Genomic DNA, 15,405 nt, shown 5'->3' with positions numbered 1-15,405 from the left:
AGCACACGCGAGGAACCGCGCAATGCCAAACCACCGAAGTCGAAGCCAGCACGACGTTCGCGGACAGACCGCGAGCCGCTCCTCTATAAGCATCGTGAGGCGTCCAGCCACCCGAGATTGGTGCGTCACAACGATGATTCTGGCGCTTGTCGTCGCCGCGGTGTGCACCAGCCGCGCGGTGGCCGCGCCGCCTGATGATATGGCGCTGACCCTGATGCAGATGCGCACGCTGACGGACGTGATGGGTCACGTGCAGCGAGATTACGTCGACGATACGGCGGATGCTGACCTGCTGGAAGACGCCATCCGCGGCATGCTGTCCGGACTGGATCGGCATACCGTTTACCTGGACGCTGACCAATACCGGCGGCTCGAGAGTGACAGTCAGGGTCGGTACGGCGGCATCGGCATCGAGGTCGACTGGCGCGACGGTGAGCTGGCGGTGGTCGCGGTCACCGAGGAAGGACCCGCCGCGAGAGCGGGCATCGTCCGCGGCGACACCATTCGCGAAGTGGAGGGCATCCCCATTACCAAAGCCGGGCCCCGCAGCGCGCTCGAGCGGGTCCGTGGACCTGCGGATACCAAGGTGACCATCACGGTTGGGCGTGAGGGTCAGGCAGACCGCCGCATGACTCTGCGCCGTGAGGTAATTCGAATCATCGCCGTGCACGGTGAGCTGCTGGACGGTGGCCTCGCCTACCTGAAGATCGGGAATTTTCAGACGGGAACGGCTGGCCGGGTCGCCGACACCCTGGCCGAACTCGAGGCGGGCCATGGCGCACCGCTCGGGGGATTGATCCTCGACCTGCGCGGCAACCCGGGCGGCGTGCTGTCGGCAGCGGTTGGCGTCAGCGACCTGTTTCTGAGCCGGGGCGACATCGTTTCCACCCGCGGCCGAGACGGCGCTGACCTGGCGACCTACCAGTCGGATGCAGACGACGCGCTCGAGGGTGCGCCGATCGTGCTGCTGCTCGACAAGGTCAGCGCGTCCGCGTCAGAGATTGTCGCCGGCGCACTGAAAGATCACGGCCGGGCGACGCTGCTCGGGGAGAAGAGTTTTGGCAAAGGATCGGTGCAGACCGTGCTACCGCTGCGCAACGGCGGCGCCATCAAGCTCACAACCGCGCGGTATTACACGCCATCTGGCGTATCGATCCACGGTACGGGCATCGAGCCTGATATCGCTATGGAGAGCAAGCCGGGGCCCGACGGCATCGACCGGGCGCTGCTGGAGGCGACGAAGCTATTGCGGCAGTCGGACTTCGCCGGGCAACCGGCCGGAGCTGCGTCGAACTAGCGGCGCGCTAAAAACCGAAGTTTTTCGGCGCGCTGCATCCGGCACATGGACGTGCCGGCATTTTCAATGGCGTTGTTGCCATAGTAAAAAAATGGGCCAGGGAAGGCTTTTTCAACAGCCTACTAGTATCCACGGTATGGTTTAGCTTTCGCTGCGGCCGGTCGGGGCTGACAGCGGAAAGGGTGTGATCTTCTCGCCGCTCTCGCGATCGCGAATTTGGCAGGTGCCGCGCTTTTCCACCTCTTCCAGGCGAATGACGCTGTGCATGGGCAGGTGCAGCACCTTGACGTCACTGAACTCGTCCCGGATTCGTTCTTCGGTGGGGTCGACCACCAGGGACTCCCCGCTCTCGAACACCAGCTCGCCGATTTCAACGAAGCCATAGAGGCCACTGGCGCTGGCGCTGCGGGCAAACAGTTCGTAGACCTTCCCGTGGTTGAGAAAGATGACTTTATAGAGCGTGTTTTTGGCCATGTTCTGTCCTTGCTACTGCGCACGATGCCGGCGCGTTTCCCGATGCAGGTCAGCGCTCGCGCTGCGCAACGGCGGGCGTGAGAAAGCTGAGCGGGATCGCAAGGATCAGTCCGCTCACAAAGCCTGCGATATGGGTCCACCAGGCCACGGTGCCAAGCGCGTCACCGAAAAAAGTGTATAACACCTGGAATCCAAACCACGAGCCAATCAGCGCGATCGCGGGGATGCGCAGGAACTGAAGGTATAGCCCGAGAGGCAGGATGACGCCCACTTTCGAGCGGGGAAACAGCCCGAGGAATGCACCCATGCAGGCTGAAACCATCCCGCTCATCCCGACCAGCGGCGCCAGGCCCTCGGGTTCGAGCCAGACCGAGTAAAGGTTTGCCAGCACGCCGCAGCCCAGCAGCAGCGACGCAAAGCCCAGCGCGCCGATCCGACTTTCTACGCGGGGAGCGAACAGGGCCCAATAGATCAGGTTGCCGATCAAGTGCGGCCAGCCGGCGTGCATAAACAGCGAGGTCAGCGGCGTGATCAGCGGAGGCTGCCACCACTCGACGCTGCCCTGAAACGCCGCCACAAACTCCGCCGGAATCAGCCCCCAGGCGCCAAAAGTCCAGTCTGAGGCCCGTTGCCAGATGCCCGTCGCGGCCATCGCCACGCCCAGCAGCACCGCCGCGAGCGGCCAGCGCCGCTTTTGAGGCTTACGAAACCAGGCCTTGTCGCGCCGAGTCCTTTTCAAAACGCCATCATGGGTTGTGCTCGCCTACTGGCTGCGGATGACAAACCGCTGACCGCGAGCGGCAAACACGCAGGAGTCACGCCGGATCTCCAGCAGCTCCACCCCGCCTTCCAGGGTTTCACCCTCCTTGAGCCGCTGACCGTTAACCAGCGCAAACCGGCGCGCCGGATCCTGGCTATACACAAGCATCGTCATCTCAACGGCCCCGATCTCCTGTTCCAAAGCCGGGAGCTGGGCCAGTGAGGGAAGGCGGGAGCCGGGTTTAGGCGGTGGTGCGTCCGCGGTGTCGTCGGCAGGTTGTGCCGGGGGTTCGGCCGTTGCCGTCGCAGGCATGGGTACGTCGGTAGGCTCAGCCAAGGGCGGCGAAGACCCTGCTGTAGCAACCGGCGCAGCCGGGGTTTCGGTCTGCACCGTGGCGTCGCCAAGTTCAGGCGATGATGCCGGCGCCGGGGCCTCCGTCGTCGGTCCGAGCGGCTGTGCCTCGGTGACCGGCTTTGGTGCAGCGCCGGCCGATTCGGCGGCGGTGGTCGGCTGAATGGCGCGAGCGGGGGCTGGCTGCGCCGGCGCCGGGGCGACAGCTGGAACCGCTTCACCGGCAGCGGGCGCCGTGCCGGCCACGGTCGGTGTCTCGATCGAGTCGACGTCATCGGGTGACGTCAACAGCCCATAGCGCCACGCGACCGTCACCGCCAGTCCGATGGCCAGTGGCATCATCAGCAGCAGCCGCCGGTTTTGGGATGACCTGTGCTGCGGCTCGGTCGCTAGCGGCGCCCGCGATGCGTTGCCGGCGGCGCGCTGCGCCTCTGATTTCTTGAGCGCCTCAAGGATGCTGGACATCAGGCTTCTCCCCGATCAGCGGCTGCGCCAGCCGCCAGCGTCGCTGGCCCCATCATGGCATCAGATCTTCGCGGTCAGCGATCCGTTGAAGCGTCGCCAGACCGATCAGTCCGTCGGACGGCAGTCCGTGAGCTGACTGGAACGCCTCGGCCCAGCTTCGCAGCGCGGGACCGAAGTAGGGGTCGCTAGCGTCTGCCTGAAAGGCCGGCTTGGAACGACTGGCCGCCGCCTTGACCCACAGCACGCCGGGTCCGCGGTCGCCCTCACGCAGGACGTCGGGGACGTAGCCGGGAATCATAAAGAGATCGATATACAGACCGCTCCAGCGCGCTTCGATCTCTCGCGTGTCGAGCCAGTTCGACTCTTCTGGCCCCATGACCTCAACCGCCGAGTCGGCGAACCGCACGAGCGCGTAGCGATTATCCGCGGCCGACAGCTGGATCATCACCGGCCGGTCCAGAGCCTCAAGCTCATCGGTGCCGGCCCGCGCGCGCCGGCACCGCAGGGGCGGAACCGGCTCGTCAGGGCACTCCCCACGGCGCGGCGCAGCCGCCGCAGCTGTGCTGAGCCCATCACTCAGCCGGAGCCAGGCCTGGTCCCAGGTCTGGATCCAATTTTCGCCGCTTTGCCCCAAGCGGCCCTTCGCCTCAACCGACGGAGCCGCGATGCTCGAGTCCGGTGCAGACCCGACCGCCGGACGGCTCGCTGTCAGGCCGCTCAGCGCTGCATTCTGCGGTGAGGTAGCAGCAGCCTGTCTGCTGCTGTCCCACCACCACCAGGCAACGGCCGCTGCGGCCGCCAGCGTCAGGCCTGCGGCGAGTCCTCCCAGCTGGCCTCGCAGCACCGCACCGAGGGGGGGTGCTGATCGTTGAGGTCCAGGCTCGACGGTGCCGACCGCCGGCGGCAGCACCTCCTCAGCGGCCAGCTTGACCAGCGCGGCACTCACCCGCCGCTCGCCCGCGGCGTAGGTCGCCACCAGCGCGCGCTCCGCCACAATGTTGATCAGTCGGGGTACGCCGCCGGTGTAGCGATGGACGGCTCGGCAGGCGCCGGGGGTAAAGAGGTTTTCCAGGGCACCGGCGACCTTGAGGCGGTGAGCGAGGTAGTCGGCGGTTTCGGTGCCGTCCAGCGCGGTCAGGTGATAGCGGGCCGTGATGCGCTGCGCGAGCTGCCGCAGGTCGGCGCGCGCCAGCAGGTCGCGCAGCTCCGGCTGTCCCAGCAGCACAATCTGCAGGAGTTTCTTGGTTGGCGTTTCCAGGTTGGTGAGCAGGCGGACCTGTTCCAGCGCCTCCGGCAGCAGGTTCTGCGCTTCGTCGACGATCAACACGACGTTGCGGCCCTCGCCGTGGGCCCTGAGCAGATACCGGTTGAGACGGTCGACCAGTCTTTTCTGACTGCCTTTGGCAGCTCGGGTGGAAACCTTCAGCTCCTCACAGATCGCCTCCAGCAGCTCCAGCGGCGGCAGCCGCGGATTCAGCAGCAGCGCCACCGAGATGTTGTCAGGCAGGGTTTCCAGCAGGCATCGGGATAGCGTCGTCTTGCCGGTTCCCACCTCGCCGGTGAGCTGCACAAAGCCACCGCCGCCGCCCTCGGTGATGCCGTATTTTAGATGGGCCAGCGCATCCTCATGCCGAGCACTCAGAAACACAAAGCGCGGGTCTGGCGTAATGGAGAACGGGGCCTCGTGCAAACCAAAGTACTGCAGATACATCACGTCCCTCCGGCTGTTAGAGGGGGCGCGACGTCACCGCGTTGGGTTCGCCTGGTAATCACCGCGATCCCCGGCCGCCCGTCAGTCCACCGCCGGCTGCATGGCCAGCAGTGATGCATTGCCGCCCACGGCGGCCGTATTGACGGTGAAGGTTCGCTCGGTGATGAACCGGTGTAGGTAATGCGGACCGCCGGCCTTCGGCCCGGTACCCGACAGCCCCTCGCCGCCAAACGGCTGCACGCCGACGACAGCGCCGATCATGTTGCGGTTGACGTAGCAGTTGCCGACGCGGGCGCGGGCTCGGATGTGCTCGATCGTATCCTCTATTCGACTGTGGATGCCCAGCGTCAGGCCATAGCCGCTCCGGTTGATCTGGTCGAGCACCTGGTCCAGGTCCTGCGCGCGATATTCGATCACGTGCAGGATGGGTCCGAAGACCTCTCGCTTGAGCAGATCGAGCCGGTCGATCTTAAAGGCCGTGGGTGCAACAAAAGTACCCTGCTCGTGCCAGGACGGCAGCGGGGTGCTGGCGATGAGCCCGCCATCGGCCGACAGCCGATCGATGTGGGCCTGGAGCGTTTGCTGGGCTGCCCGGTCGATGACCGGCCCGACGTCGGTCGACAGCAGCGCCGGATCGCCGACCGTCAGTTCCGCCATCGCGCCTTCGAGCATCTCCAGCACTCGAGGCGCCACGTCACGCTGGATAAAAAGCACCCGAGCGGCGGAACAGCGCTGGCCGGCGCTCATAAACGCTGAGCCCACCAGATCGTTGACCAGCTGTTCTGGCAGCGATGAGCTGTCCGCGATCATCGCGTTGAGGCCACCCGTCTCGGCGACCAGCGCAGGCAGGGCGCCGTCTCGCGCGGCCAGCGCGCGGTTGATCGCCTGGGCGGTTTCCGTCGAGCCGGTAAACGCTACGCCCGCCAGCCGCGGATCGGCGGTCAAAACCGGTCCGACGCGGCGGCCCTCGCCGGGCACAAACTGCAGGACGTCCTTAGGGATTCCCGCCTCGTGCATCAGCTGAACTGCCAGGTGGCCGACAAGGTTAGTCTGTTCGGCGGGTTTGGCCAGCACCGCGTTGCCGGTCACCAGGGCGGCGACCACCTGGCCGGTGAAGATCGCCAGCGGGAAGTTCCAGGGGCTGATCGCGGCGAACGATCCTCGCCCGTGGAAGGTCAGCTCGTTCGACTCGCCCGTCGGTCCCGGCAGCCGGTGGGCCTTCATATCCAGTGCGCTGGCTGCGTAGTAGCGACAGAAGTCCACCGCTTCGCGCAGCTCGGCCCAGCCGTCCGGGAGGGTCTTACCAGCCTCGCGTGTCAACAGATAGATCAGCTCCGGCGCCCGGGCCTCCATGAGCTCCGCAGCTTTTAGCAGACAGCGCGCGCGCTCCTCGACCGGCGTTGCGTCCCAGCGGGGTGCCGCCGCGGCAGCGTTTTCCAGCGCTTTGCCGGTCGCGGCCTCGTTCGCGGCTCGCCAGCTGCCGAGCCGCTGGCCTCGGTCCGCCGGATTGTGGACGTCGAAGTCGTCCGAGCCGTCGGCTGAACCCGGGATCAGCGGCGCCGCTTGCCAGCCGTCTGTGGGTACTGACTCCAGCTGCGCTTTCAGCGAGTTCAGCGCCGCCGGGTCGTTGAGGTTGAGGCCCCGCGAGTTGTTGCGCTCCTCACCGTAAAGCGTCTCCGGAAGACCGATCTGGGGATGAGGCTTAGAGTCGATGGATCGGTTTTGGGATACCGGATCCGCGACGATCTCCGCTACCGGCAGGTCGCGGTCGGAGATGCGGTTAACAAAAGAGGTGTTGGCGCCGTTTTCCAGCAGGCGGCGAACCAGGTAGGGCAGCAGGTCTTTGTGGCTGCCGACGGGGGCGTAAACCCGGCAGGGCAGCGCAAGGTTGCCCTCGCCGATCACCTCATCGTAGAGCTCCTCCCCCATGCCGTGGAGACGCTGAAACTCATACCCGTCGGCGTCGCCGGCCAGCAGATAGATCGCGGCGATCGTGTGCGCATTGTGAGTCGCGAACTGCGGGTAGAACGTTTCTCGCTGATCGAGCAGCACCCGTGCGCACGCCAGATAAGAGCAGTCGGTGTTGATTTTGCGGGTAAATACCGGGTAGCCGTCCAGCCCCTGTTCCTGGCTCCGTTTGATTTCGGTATCCCAGTAGGCGCCTTTGACCAGACGCAGCGGCAGGCGCCGGCCGCTCTCCCGGGCCAGGTCTGCGAGGTAGGCCAGCACCGCCAGCGAACGCTTCTGGTAGGCCTGCACCACCAGGCCCATCCCTTCCCACCCGGCCAGGTCCGGATCGCGGTAGACCTGCTCGAACACCGCGAGCGAGAGCTGCAGTCGGTCGGCCTCCTCGGCGTCCAGCGTCAGGTTGATGCCGGCCTCGCGAGCCATGATGGCCAACGTTTTCAGTCGTGGCGTGAGTTCCGCCAGCACCCGGTCGAACTGGCTGAACAGATACCGCGGATGGAGCGCTGACAGCTTGACCGAAATGCTGGGCAGGCTGAACGGGTCGGTGTCCGTCTGGCCGTGTGCGCCGAGCCGCCGGATCGCCTCCTGGTAGGCTTCGAAATACCGCTCCGCGTCAGCATCGGTCAGCGCGGCCTCGCCGAGCATGTCAAAGGAGTATCGATAGGCTCGGTTGTCCTTTTCTCGGGCGCGCTTCATCGCCTCGTCGATGGTGCGGCCCATTACGTATTGGTGCCCCATGATGCGCATGGCTTGGCGCACCGCCTGACGAATCACCGGCTCGCCGCTGCGCGAAACGAGCTTTCTTAAGGGGTCGAGGAAGCTGCGCTCCATCTCCGTCGGGACCCGGACCATCTTGCCCGTCAGCATGAGGCCCCAGGTGGAAGCGTTGACAAACATCGACTGGCTTTTGCCCAGGTGTGCTTCCCAGTCGGCGTCGCCGAGCTTGTCGGCGATCAGCGCGTCCGCGGTGTCCGCGTCGGGGATCCTCAGGAGCGCTTCGGCCAGGCACATCAGCAGCACGCCTTCGGTTGAAGACAGATCGTACTGCTGCATGAAAGCGTCCACCGGGCTGCGGTCGTCCTGGCCTGCCCTCACCTTCACCACCAGCGAGGTGGCCAGCGCGGTGATCTTTTCCTGCAGCTCGGGGGCGAGTTCTACCGTTTCGAGCACCTTGGCCATATGGGCGTTTTCATCGGCGAGCCAGTCCCCGCTGATGGCCTGATGTCCGGGCCATTCCAGCTGCTGCGGGTTGCTGCTGATCCATGTCGCTGAAGGTGCTGTGTTCATGCCGTATGACTGTCCCGATTGCCTGCCTCCTCCGTTGAGGAGGTCAAAGCCGCGATTCTAGCCTGCATTTGGCTGCTTGGGTGGGTTCTCGAGGGCGCTGCCGTCGATCGACAACGGACTTGTTCCGTCGTCATTTCCCGGACCTCACGGTGGGGGCAGGTGTTGCCGGCCTTCACGCAGAATCTCAGCGGTCACGGGGGTTTGGACAGATTTGCTCGATAATTGTTCGACAAACGCTCACATTACCTTGACAATAGCGGGCTGCGTATTGCCCGGGGCTGGTGCGCTGCTTAAAATGCGCTGTCAGGAGTACTCTCTGGCAGTGATTCAGGTATCCAAATCCGCCCCGAAATCTGACGCGGGGCCCAGCTGGCGCATCCACGTATCGCCCAACCGGTCGATGGATCGCACAGCGGCACTGAAGGTTTTTACCGCCATATCCGTTATGTGTCTGGCGGCCGCTGGATTCTTTGCGCTGCAGGGCCTCTGGGTACCGCTACCGCTGGCCGGCGCGGAACTGGCGGCCCTGGGGTACTGCTGGTGGCTGGTGCTGCGCAGCGGTGAGCGTCAGCAGATTATCGAGCTCGACCCCGGCCAGGTGCAGGTGATGGGCGAGATGGAGAACTTTCGCGCCAGCTTCAACCCGCACTGGGTGCGAGTCGAGCGTGGCGCAGCGGTGGCTCGGGGGCATCCCCGACGCCTCTGGTTAACGAGCCATGGAAATCGCGTCGAGGTGGGAAGTTTTCTCACCGAAGACGAACGGAACGAGCTGCAGGGGCAGCTGACCGCAACGCTGGGTGCGCTGCGGTCTTGTTAGTCAAAGTATTGAAGGACTTGAGAACACTCATGCAAGCACACGGACAAGTACAAGTCTCCGGCGCCAAATGGCGTAAGGCGGGTCTCTCGGCCGGTTTGGGGCTGCTGGCGGCAGGAACAGCGAACGCCGAATACGGGCTGAACATGCCGCGAGGCGTCACGCCCTTTTCCTCCAATGTCTACGACCTGCACATGACCATCCTGTGGATCTGTGTGGCCATCGGCGTGGTGGTGTTTGGCGCGATGTTCTATTCGATGTTCAAACACCGCAAGTCGGTAGGCCACGAGCCGGCACAATTCAGCCACAGCACCAAAGCAGAGATCATCTGGACCATCATCCCGATCGTGATTCTTGTGGTGATGGCCATCCCCGCCACCCAGGTCTTGATCCAGATGGAACAGACTGGTGACACGGACATGACCGTCAAAATCACCGGCTATCAGTGGAAGTGGAAGTACGACTACATCGAGGACGACATCAGCTTCCTGAGCAACCTCGATCCGGCCAGCAACGCTGCCCGCCAGCTCGGCTCCGGCATCGACCCGGCCTCAGTGCCCAACTACTTGCTGGAGGTGGATAACGCGGTGGTGCTTCCGACTAATACCAAGGTCCGCTTCCTGATCACCGCTGAGGACGTGCTGCACGCCTGGTGGGTACCGGAACTCGGCTGGAAGCGCGACGCCATCCCCGGCAAGGTCAACGAAGGCTGGACCTACATTGAAGAGCCCGGCGTGTACCGCGGGCAGTGCGCTGAACTCTGCGGCAAAGATCACGGCTTCATGCCGATTGTGATCGACGCCCGCTCGCCTGAAGACTACGCGGCCTGGGTGGCTGAGCAGAAGGGTGAGCAGCTGGCTGAGGCCCAGCAGGTTGCGCGGGAATGGACGCATGCCGAACTCTTCGAGCGCGGTCAGGGCGTCTACGAACAGCAGTGTGCGGCATGCCACCAGCTGAACGGCGAAGGCCTCGCGCCGGCCTTCCCGGCGCTGGCCGGCAGCCCGGTGGCCACCGGGCCGGTGGCCGAGCACCTGAAAGTGGTGCTGAACGGCCGCCCGGGTACGGCCATGCAGGCTTTCCGTCGCACCTTGAGCGAAACCGACATCGCCGCCGCCATGACCTACACCCGCAGCGCCTGGGGCAATGCCGACAAGACGCCGGTCCAGCCCCGCGAAGTCGTCTCCGCCAAGCGCGGTTGATGCCGACCCGATTACGTTTTAGGAACTTAACGTTATGAGCAGTACTGCAGCGGTCCACCAGGACGACCACCATCACGAACCCGTACGCGGCTGGCGTCGCTGGGTTTTCTCCACCAATCACAAGGACATCGGAACCCTATATCTGCTGTTCTCGCTGGCGATGTTTTTCATCGGCGGCGCCATGGCGATGGTGATCCGCGCCGAGCTGTTCCAGCCCGGTCTGCAGGTGGTCGAACCCGACTTTTTTAACCAGATGACCACCATGCACGCCCTGGTGATGATCTTCGGGGCTGTGATGCCGGCATTCGTCGGTCTTGCCAACTGGCTGATTCCGATGATGGTGGGCGCCCCCGACATGGCGCTGCCGCGGATGAACAACTGGAGCTTCTGGATCCTGCCGTTCGCTTTCGCGATGCTGCTTTCCACCCTGCTGATGGATTCCGGCGGACCGGCCGGCGGCTGGACGCTCTATCCGCCGCTGTCGCTGCAGGGCGGCAACAGCTTTGCGTTTGTGATCTTCGCCATTCACCTGATGGGTTTCTCCTCCATCATGGGCGCGATCAACATCATCGTGACCATTTTCAACCTGCGGGCGCCGGGCATGAACCTCCTGCGCATGCCGCTGTTCGTCTGGACCTGGCTCATTACGGCGTTCCTGCTGGTCATGGTGATGCCGGTACTCGCCGGCGCGGTCACCATGCTGCTGACCGATCGCTACTTCGGCACCAGCTTCTTTAACGCCGCCGGCGGCGGTGACCCGGTGATGTTCCAGCACATCTTCTGGTTCTTTGGGCACCCGGAGGTCTACATCATGATCCTGCCGGCGTTCGGGATTGTGTCCGAGATCCTGCCCACCTTCTGCCGTAAGCCGCTGTTTGGCTACGTCAGCATGGTCTACGCTACCGCCAGCATCGCGTTCCTGTCGTTCATCGTCTGGGCGCACCATATGTTTACGGTCGGCATGCCGCTGGGTGGCGAGCTCTTCTTTATGTACGCCACCATGGTGATCGCCGTTCCAACCGGGGTGAAGGTGTTCAACTGGGTCGCCACGATGTGGAAAGGCTCGATGACTTTCGAAACGCCCATGCTGTTTGCGATCGGCTTTGTGATCCTCTTCACCATCGGCGGCTTCTCCGGACTGATGCTGGCCATTGTTCCGGCGGATTTCCAATACCACGACACCTACTTTGTGGTCGCCCACTTCCATTACGTGCTGGTAACCGGTGCCGTCTACTCCATCATGGCCGCCGCCTACTACTGGCTGCCGAAGTGGACCGGCAATATGTATTCGGAAAAGCTCGGCAAGCTGCACTTCTGGCTGTCGACCATCACCGTCAACATCCTGTTCTTCCCCCAACATTTTCTGGGGCTGGCGGGGATGCCGAGACGGATTCCCGATTACTCGGTCGAGTTTGCGGAGTTCAACCTGTGGTCGTCGATCGGTGGCTTCGCCTTTGGCCTGACCCAGCTGATCTTCCTGTACATCGTGCTCAAGGCCGCCTTCGGCAAGCGCACCCAGGAGCTGCCGGATAAGGTTTGGGAAGGCGCTAAAGGTCTTGAGTGGACGGTTCCAACCCCGGCGCCGCACCACACGTTCGAGCAGCCGCCGGAGCTGCACGATGAAGACCTCGCACACGGCGACGTGGCGCACTAGCGGCGATGAGTGAACGTACGCCAGCGCAGCAGCGCAACCGCTCCCTCCTGATGGCCGGTGCCCTCGGTGTGGTTGCGGTGGTGATTTACGTGGTGTTCATCGCCAGCGGCGTGGTTGCGGCCGGAGGCTGAGGGACGTGTCTCACGGCAAGGTCATTGCGCTGCTGGGCGGGCTTGCGGTCGGCATGTTCGGCTTCGGCTTCGCCATGGTGCCCCTCTACAATGTTTTCTGCGACGTGCTGGGCATTCGACTCGAGGACGGCAACGGCCGGGTCTCCGACGCGGACGCGGCCAGCATGGCTGTGCCAGCCGAGGAGCGCTGGGTCACCGTGCACATGGATTCGAGTGTCGAGCAGCATCTCCCCTGGGAATTTGCCCCGCAGGACAAATTCGTTAAGGTACGCGTGGGAGAACTGCACGAAGCGCTTTTTGACGCGGAAAACCTGGCTGACCACCCGGTAGTCGGGCGAGCCGTGCCCAGCGTGGCGCCGGCTGAGGCTTCTATCTATTTTGCGAAAACCGAATGTTTCTGCTTCACGATGCAGGAACTGAAGGCCGGCGAATCCAAGGAGATGCCGGTCAAATTTATGCTTGATCCGGCACTCCCGGACGATATCGAAGTGGTCACGCTGTCGTACCGCTTCTACGGAATGGACAACGAAACCACTGCCGCCGTCGACGGCAGCTGAATGGAAATCTAACCATGGCACACGCAAACAACGGCTATTACGTCCCGCACGGTACGACCTGGCCTATCGTTGGCTCAATCGGCCTGACCACGCTGGTGGTGTCCGCCGCCAACTTCATGAACGGCACCGGCAGCTTCTGGCTGACGACGATGCTCGGCGGGCTGGCGATTGTGGTCGTCATGATGTTCGGCTGGTTTGGCATCGTGATTCGCGAAAGCGAAGAAGGCGAGCTTTACAACGAGCAGGTCGACGTCTCGTTCCGCATGGGCATGATCTGGTTCATCATCAGCGAGGTGATGTTCTTTGCCGCGTTCTTTGGCGCATTGTTTTACGCCAGGCAGTTTATGGTTCCCTGGCTGGGCGGCGAAGGATCGGGCCTGGCGACACAGCAGTTTTTGTTCCCCGACTTTGAAGCGGCCTGGCCGACCAACGGCCCGGCGGAGCTCGGTGGGGCTTTCGCCACTATCCCGGCTTTCGACCTGCCGCTCTACAACACCCTGATTCTGCTGACTTCTGGCGTTACTGTGACGATGGCTCACCACGCCCTTAAGCACGAGCAGCGCAAACCGTTGGTGTGGTGGCTAGCCGCGACCGTAGCGCTTGGATTTATCTTCGTTTATCTGCAGGCCACCGAGTACATTCACGCCTATGCGGACCTCAATCTGAAGATGACCTCCGGTATCTACGGCTCAACGTTTTTCATGTTGACGGGTTTTCACGGATTCCACGTGACTGTCGGGGCCATCATGCTGACGGTGATTATGTTCCGCTGCATGCGGGGTCACTTTAAGCCGGACAACCACTTCGGATTCGAAGGTGTCGCCTGGTACTGGCACTTCGTGGACGTGGTCTGGCTCGGCCTGTTTGTTTTCGTCTACATCCTCTAAGCAGGGCGCCTAGTCGGAGTTAGCGGCGGGCAGTGGCCTGACGCCAAGCGGGTTCTCATGGGGCTGAATATAGCCCAGCTTGACCGCCACAATCAGTCCACCAAACAGCAGTATCGATAGACCCACACGCCACTTCAGGGCGTTGAGCGCCCGGTTGCCTTCCCCCTGATCTTTCACCAGGTAGGCCATGCTCATGGCCAGGTTGGCAATGATGAATACCAACATAGCCACGATAAGGACTTTCACCCACATAACGCTGTCTCAAATAAACGGCAGTGGAGTATAAACGATGGAACGCGTTATTCCGGTGATTTCTGCCCTGCTGTTTATCGGGCTCTTCACCCGCCTGGGTTTTTGGCAGCTTGATCGTGAGCAGGAGAAGCGCGCGCTTTTCGAGGGCTTCGAAATAGCGATGGAGCAGCCGCCCCGGCCGCTGGACCCTTACGCACCTCAACCCCGGTTCAGTCGAGTGTCGCTGACCGGAATGTTCACCGGCGAGCAGTTTTTTTTAGACAACCAGATCCTTGACGGGCAGACGGGTGTGCACGTCTACGCCGCCTTCGCGCTCGACTCGGTAGCTTCTACTATCTTGGTGAATCGCGGCTGGCTGCCCATGGACCGGACCCGCCGGAACCTCCCGAAACTGCCACCGATTCCCGAAGGATCGACAACGGTTGCCGGACATCTGTATAGCTACCCGCAGCCCGGCATCAAGGTGGGGCAACCGGATTATGACGCGCCGACACCATGGCTCTTGGTATATCTCGAACCCGACAAATTGGCTGACGCGCTCGACCAGCAGCTGACGCCCCAGATTCTACTAGCCACCGATGCGAACCCCGCGCCGTACGTGCAGCTGTGGGAACCGCGGGTGATGGCGCCGGAAAAACATCGCGGGTACGCGATCCAATGGTTTAGCCTGGCCGGGGCCGTTGTCGTTGTGTCGCTGATCCTATTGTTGAGAATGAAAAAATCGGTTCCACAACCATGACGCAATCTTCCAACCCTTTGCCCGACAGCGCCGAGCTGCCGCCTCAGGCTCGCGGCCGCTGGGTCCTGGGTCTGATCTTCGCGCTATTTTTGGCGCCGATTGTCGCCGCCCTGTTTCTAAACAGTCGGCTCAGCGACTGGCAGCCGAGCGCAACCAAAAACTACGGCGAGCTCATCATGCCGGTGGTGCCGCTCGGCGAGGTGTTCAACGCGCTAGACGACCAGCGACCGGCCGACGCGGACGAGCTGCCTCCCTGGCGCCTGATCTGGCCGCGGGCGGGAACGTGTGACGCCTCCTGCCAGGCACAGGTCGACGTGCTTACGCGCATCAAACAGACCCTCGGCCGCCACCAGGACAAGCTGCAGATCTTGGTGACCGACGTACAGGCGGCCGGCGGCGGTGTCGATGCGGCGCTCAGTCAGACCCTGCACACCGCGTTCCGGACCCGCGAGCTCAGCGCAGACGGTCTGTATCTGGTTGATCCGCTCGGTAATGCGATGATGTATTACCCGCCGGAGCCTGACGCCACGGGTTTGCGCAAGGATCTGGACCGCCTTATTCGCCACAGCAAGTTCCGCTCATGAAGACACTACGATTACTGGCCTGGGGCTCGGTGGGTCTGGCGCTGACGGTGGTTGTGCTCGGCGCTTGGGTGCGTCTCTCTCATGCCGGCCTCGGCTGTCCCGACTGGCCCGGTTGTTACGGTGAAGTCACCTGGCCCGACACCAGCGAAGAAATCAGCATCGCCAATGAGGCCTATCCGGAGCGCCCGGTCAGTATCCCGAAAGCGTGGAAGGAAATGCTGCACCGCTATGTAGCCGGCTCGCTGATGCTGTTGGTCTATGGAATCGCGTTTCTG

General features: G+C 63.2%; 16 protein-coding genes. 10 read left to right on the top strand and 6 right to left on the bottom strand.

What is annotated here, in order from left to right; translation table 11 throughout:
* The first annotated feature begins 133 nt into the window (after positions 1 to 133).
* Positions 134 to 1,297 carry a S41 family peptidase gene (locus AAF358_08050; GenBank protein MEM7705486.1) on the top strand — a complete coding sequence of 388 codons (1,164 nt, stop codon included), beginning with the start codon at positions 134 to 136 and terminating at the stop codon, positions 1,295 to 1,297.
* A gap of 141 nt (positions 1,298 to 1,438) precedes the next feature.
* On the opposite strand, the gene AAF358_08045 is transcribed toward AAF358_08050, so the two are convergent.
* The 5 genes from AAF358_08045 to putA form a co-directional block, all read right to left on the bottom strand.
* Positions 1,439 to 1,771, bottom strand: a complete 333-nt coding sequence (locus AAF358_08045) for a DUF1820 family protein (GenBank protein ID MEM7705485.1) — start codon at positions 1,769 to 1,771, stop codon at positions 1,439 to 1,441.
* Positions 1,772 to 1,820: 49 nt separating this feature from the next.
* On the bottom strand, positions 1,821 to 2,510 hold the full coding sequence (locus AAF358_08040; protein ID MEM7705484.1) for a rhomboid family intramembrane serine protease: 690 nt from the start codon (positions 2,508 to 2,510) through the stop codon (positions 1,821 to 1,823).
* A 24-nt stretch (positions 2,511 to 2,534) separates the two neighbouring features.
* Complete coding sequence (locus AAF358_08035; GenBank protein ID MEM7705483.1) at positions 2,535 to 3,347, bottom strand: general secretion pathway protein GspB; 813 nt, start codon at positions 3,345 to 3,347, stop codon at positions 2,535 to 2,537.
* A 52-nt stretch (positions 3,348 to 3,399) separates the two neighbouring features.
* Positions 3,400 to 5,058: an AAA family ATPase gene (locus AAF358_08030; protein MEM7705482.1), complete on the bottom strand. Its 1,659-nt coding sequence runs from the start codon at positions 5,056 to 5,058 to the stop codon at positions 3,400 to 3,402.
* Positions 5,059 to 5,139: 81 nt separating this feature from the next.
* On the bottom strand, positions 5,140 to 8,313 hold the full coding sequence (putA, locus tag AAF358_08025) for a bifunctional proline dehydrogenase/L-glutamate gamma-semialdehyde dehydrogenase PutA (GenBank protein ID MEM7705481.1): 3,174 nt from the start codon (positions 8,311 to 8,313) through the stop codon (positions 5,140 to 5,142).
* A 322-nt stretch (positions 8,314 to 8,635) separates the two neighbouring features.
* Between putA and AAF358_08020 the strand changes: the two genes are divergently transcribed.
* The 6 genes from AAF358_08020 to AAF358_07995 are packed head-to-tail and all read left to right on the top strand — an operon-like array spanning position 8,636 to position 13,555.
* Positions 8,636 to 9,130 (top strand): DUF2244 domain-containing protein, encoded by a 495-nt coding sequence (locus AAF358_08020; protein MEM7705480.1) that lies wholly within the window; start codon positions 8,636 to 8,638, stop codon positions 9,128 to 9,130.
* Positions 9,131 to 9,159: 29 nt separating this feature from the next.
* A complete protein-coding gene (gene coxB, locus AAF358_08015) occupies positions 9,160 to 10,326 on the top strand; it encodes a cytochrome c oxidase subunit II (GenBank protein ID MEM7705479.1) in 1,167 nt (388 codons plus the stop codon).
* Positions 10,327 to 10,360: 34 nt separating this feature from the next.
* Positions 10,361 to 11,980: a cytochrome c oxidase subunit I gene (gene ctaD, locus AAF358_08010; protein ID MEM7705478.1), complete on the top strand. Its 1,620-nt coding sequence runs from the start codon at positions 10,361 to 10,363 to the stop codon at positions 11,978 to 11,980.
* A 5-nt stretch (positions 11,981 to 11,985) separates the two neighbouring features.
* Positions 11,986 to 12,111, top strand: a complete 126-nt coding sequence (locus AAF358_08005; protein MEM7705477.1) for a hypothetical protein — start codon at positions 11,986 to 11,988, stop codon at positions 12,109 to 12,111.
* Positions 12,112 to 12,116: 5 nt separating this feature from the next.
* A complete protein-coding gene (locus AAF358_08000; GenBank protein ID MEM7705476.1) occupies positions 12,117 to 12,668 on the top strand; it encodes a cytochrome c oxidase assembly protein in 552 nt (183 codons plus the stop codon).
* A gap of 14 nt (positions 12,669 to 12,682) precedes the next feature.
* Positions 12,683 to 13,555, top strand: a complete 873-nt coding sequence (locus AAF358_07995; protein ID MEM7705475.1) for a cytochrome c oxidase subunit 3 — start codon at positions 12,683 to 12,685, stop codon at positions 13,553 to 13,555.
* 9 nt (positions 13,556 to 13,564) lie between these two features.
* Here AAF358_07995 and AAF358_07990 read toward each other — a convergent pair whose 3' ends face one another.
* Positions 13,565 to 13,801 carry a DUF2909 domain-containing protein gene (locus AAF358_07990; GenBank protein ID MEM7705474.1) on the bottom strand — a complete coding sequence of 79 codons (237 nt, stop codon included), beginning with the start codon at positions 13,799 to 13,801 and terminating at the stop codon, positions 13,565 to 13,567.
* A 43-nt stretch (positions 13,802 to 13,844) separates the two neighbouring features.
* Between AAF358_07990 and AAF358_07985 the strand changes: the two genes are divergently transcribed.
* From AAF358_07985 to AAF358_07975, 3 genes are all read left to right on the top strand, one after another.
* A complete protein-coding gene (locus tag AAF358_07985) occupies positions 13,845 to 14,546 on the top strand; it encodes an SURF1 family protein (protein ID MEM7705473.1) in 702 nt (233 codons plus the stop codon).
* The gene (locus tag AAF358_07980; GenBank protein MEM7705472.1) at positions 14,543 to 15,130 is read left to right on the top strand and encodes a hypothetical protein; all 588 of its coding nucleotides are present in this window, start codon (positions 14,543 to 14,545) and stop codon (positions 15,128 to 15,130) included. The genes AAF358_07985 and AAF358_07980 overlap by 4 nt, the downstream gene beginning before the upstream one ends.
* On the top strand, positions 15,127 to 15,405 hold a 279-nt coding region (locus tag AAF358_07975), incomplete at its 3' end, for a COX15/CtaA family protein (protein ID MEM7705471.1). The genes AAF358_07980 and AAF358_07975, both read left to right, overlap by 4 nt.

This window comes from Pseudomonadota bacterium (assembly GCA_039033415.1).
In the GTDB taxonomy this organism is placed as follows: Bacteria; Pseudomonadota; Gammaproteobacteria; order Xanthomonadales; family SZUA-38; genus JANQOZ01.
Note: the sequence above shows the minus strand (reverse complement) of the source record. Positions and strands in the feature narration are given on the sequence as shown.

Bases quoted from the DNA above. Each gene is read 5' to 3' on its own strand.
- AAF358_08035 (MEM7705483.1), bottom strand. From the start codon at position 3,347: ATGTCCAGCATCCTTGAGGCGCTCAAGAAATCAGAGGCGCAGCGCGCC.
- ctaD (MEM7705478.1), top strand. From the start codon at position 10,361: ATGAGCAGTACTGCAGCGGTCCACCAGGACGACCACCATCACGAACCC.
- AAF358_08030 (MEM7705482.1), bottom strand. From the start codon at position 5,058: ATGTATCTGCAGTACTTTGGTTTGCACGAGGCCCCGTTCTCCATTACG.
- AAF358_08050 (MEM7705486.1), top strand. From the start codon at position 134: ATGATTCTGGCGCTTGTCGTCGCCGCGGTGTGCACCAGCCGCGCGGTG.
- coxB (MEM7705479.1), top strand. From the start codon at position 9,160: ATGCAAGCACACGGACAAGTACAAGTCTCCGGCGCCAAATGGCGTAAG.
- putA (MEM7705481.1), bottom strand. From the start codon at position 8,313: ATGAACACAGCACCTTCAGCGACATGGATCAGCAGCAACCCGCAGCAG.
- AAF358_08045 (MEM7705485.1), bottom strand. From the start codon at position 1,771: ATGGCCAAAAACACGCTCTATAAAGTCATCTTTCTCAACCACGGGAAG.
- AAF358_07980 (MEM7705472.1), top strand. From the start codon at position 14,543: ATGACGCAATCTTCCAACCCTTTGCCCGACAGCGCCGAGCTGCCGCCT.
- AAF358_07995 (MEM7705475.1), top strand. From the start codon at position 12,683: ATGGCACACGCAAACAACGGCTATTACGTCCCGCACGGTACGACCTGG.
- AAF358_07985 (MEM7705473.1), top strand. From the start codon at position 13,845: ATGGAACGCGTTATTCCGGTGATTTCTGCCCTGCTGTTTATCGGGCTC.
- AAF358_08005 (MEM7705477.1), top strand. From the start codon at position 11,986: ATGAGTGAACGTACGCCAGCGCAGCAGCGCAACCGCTCCCTCCTGATG.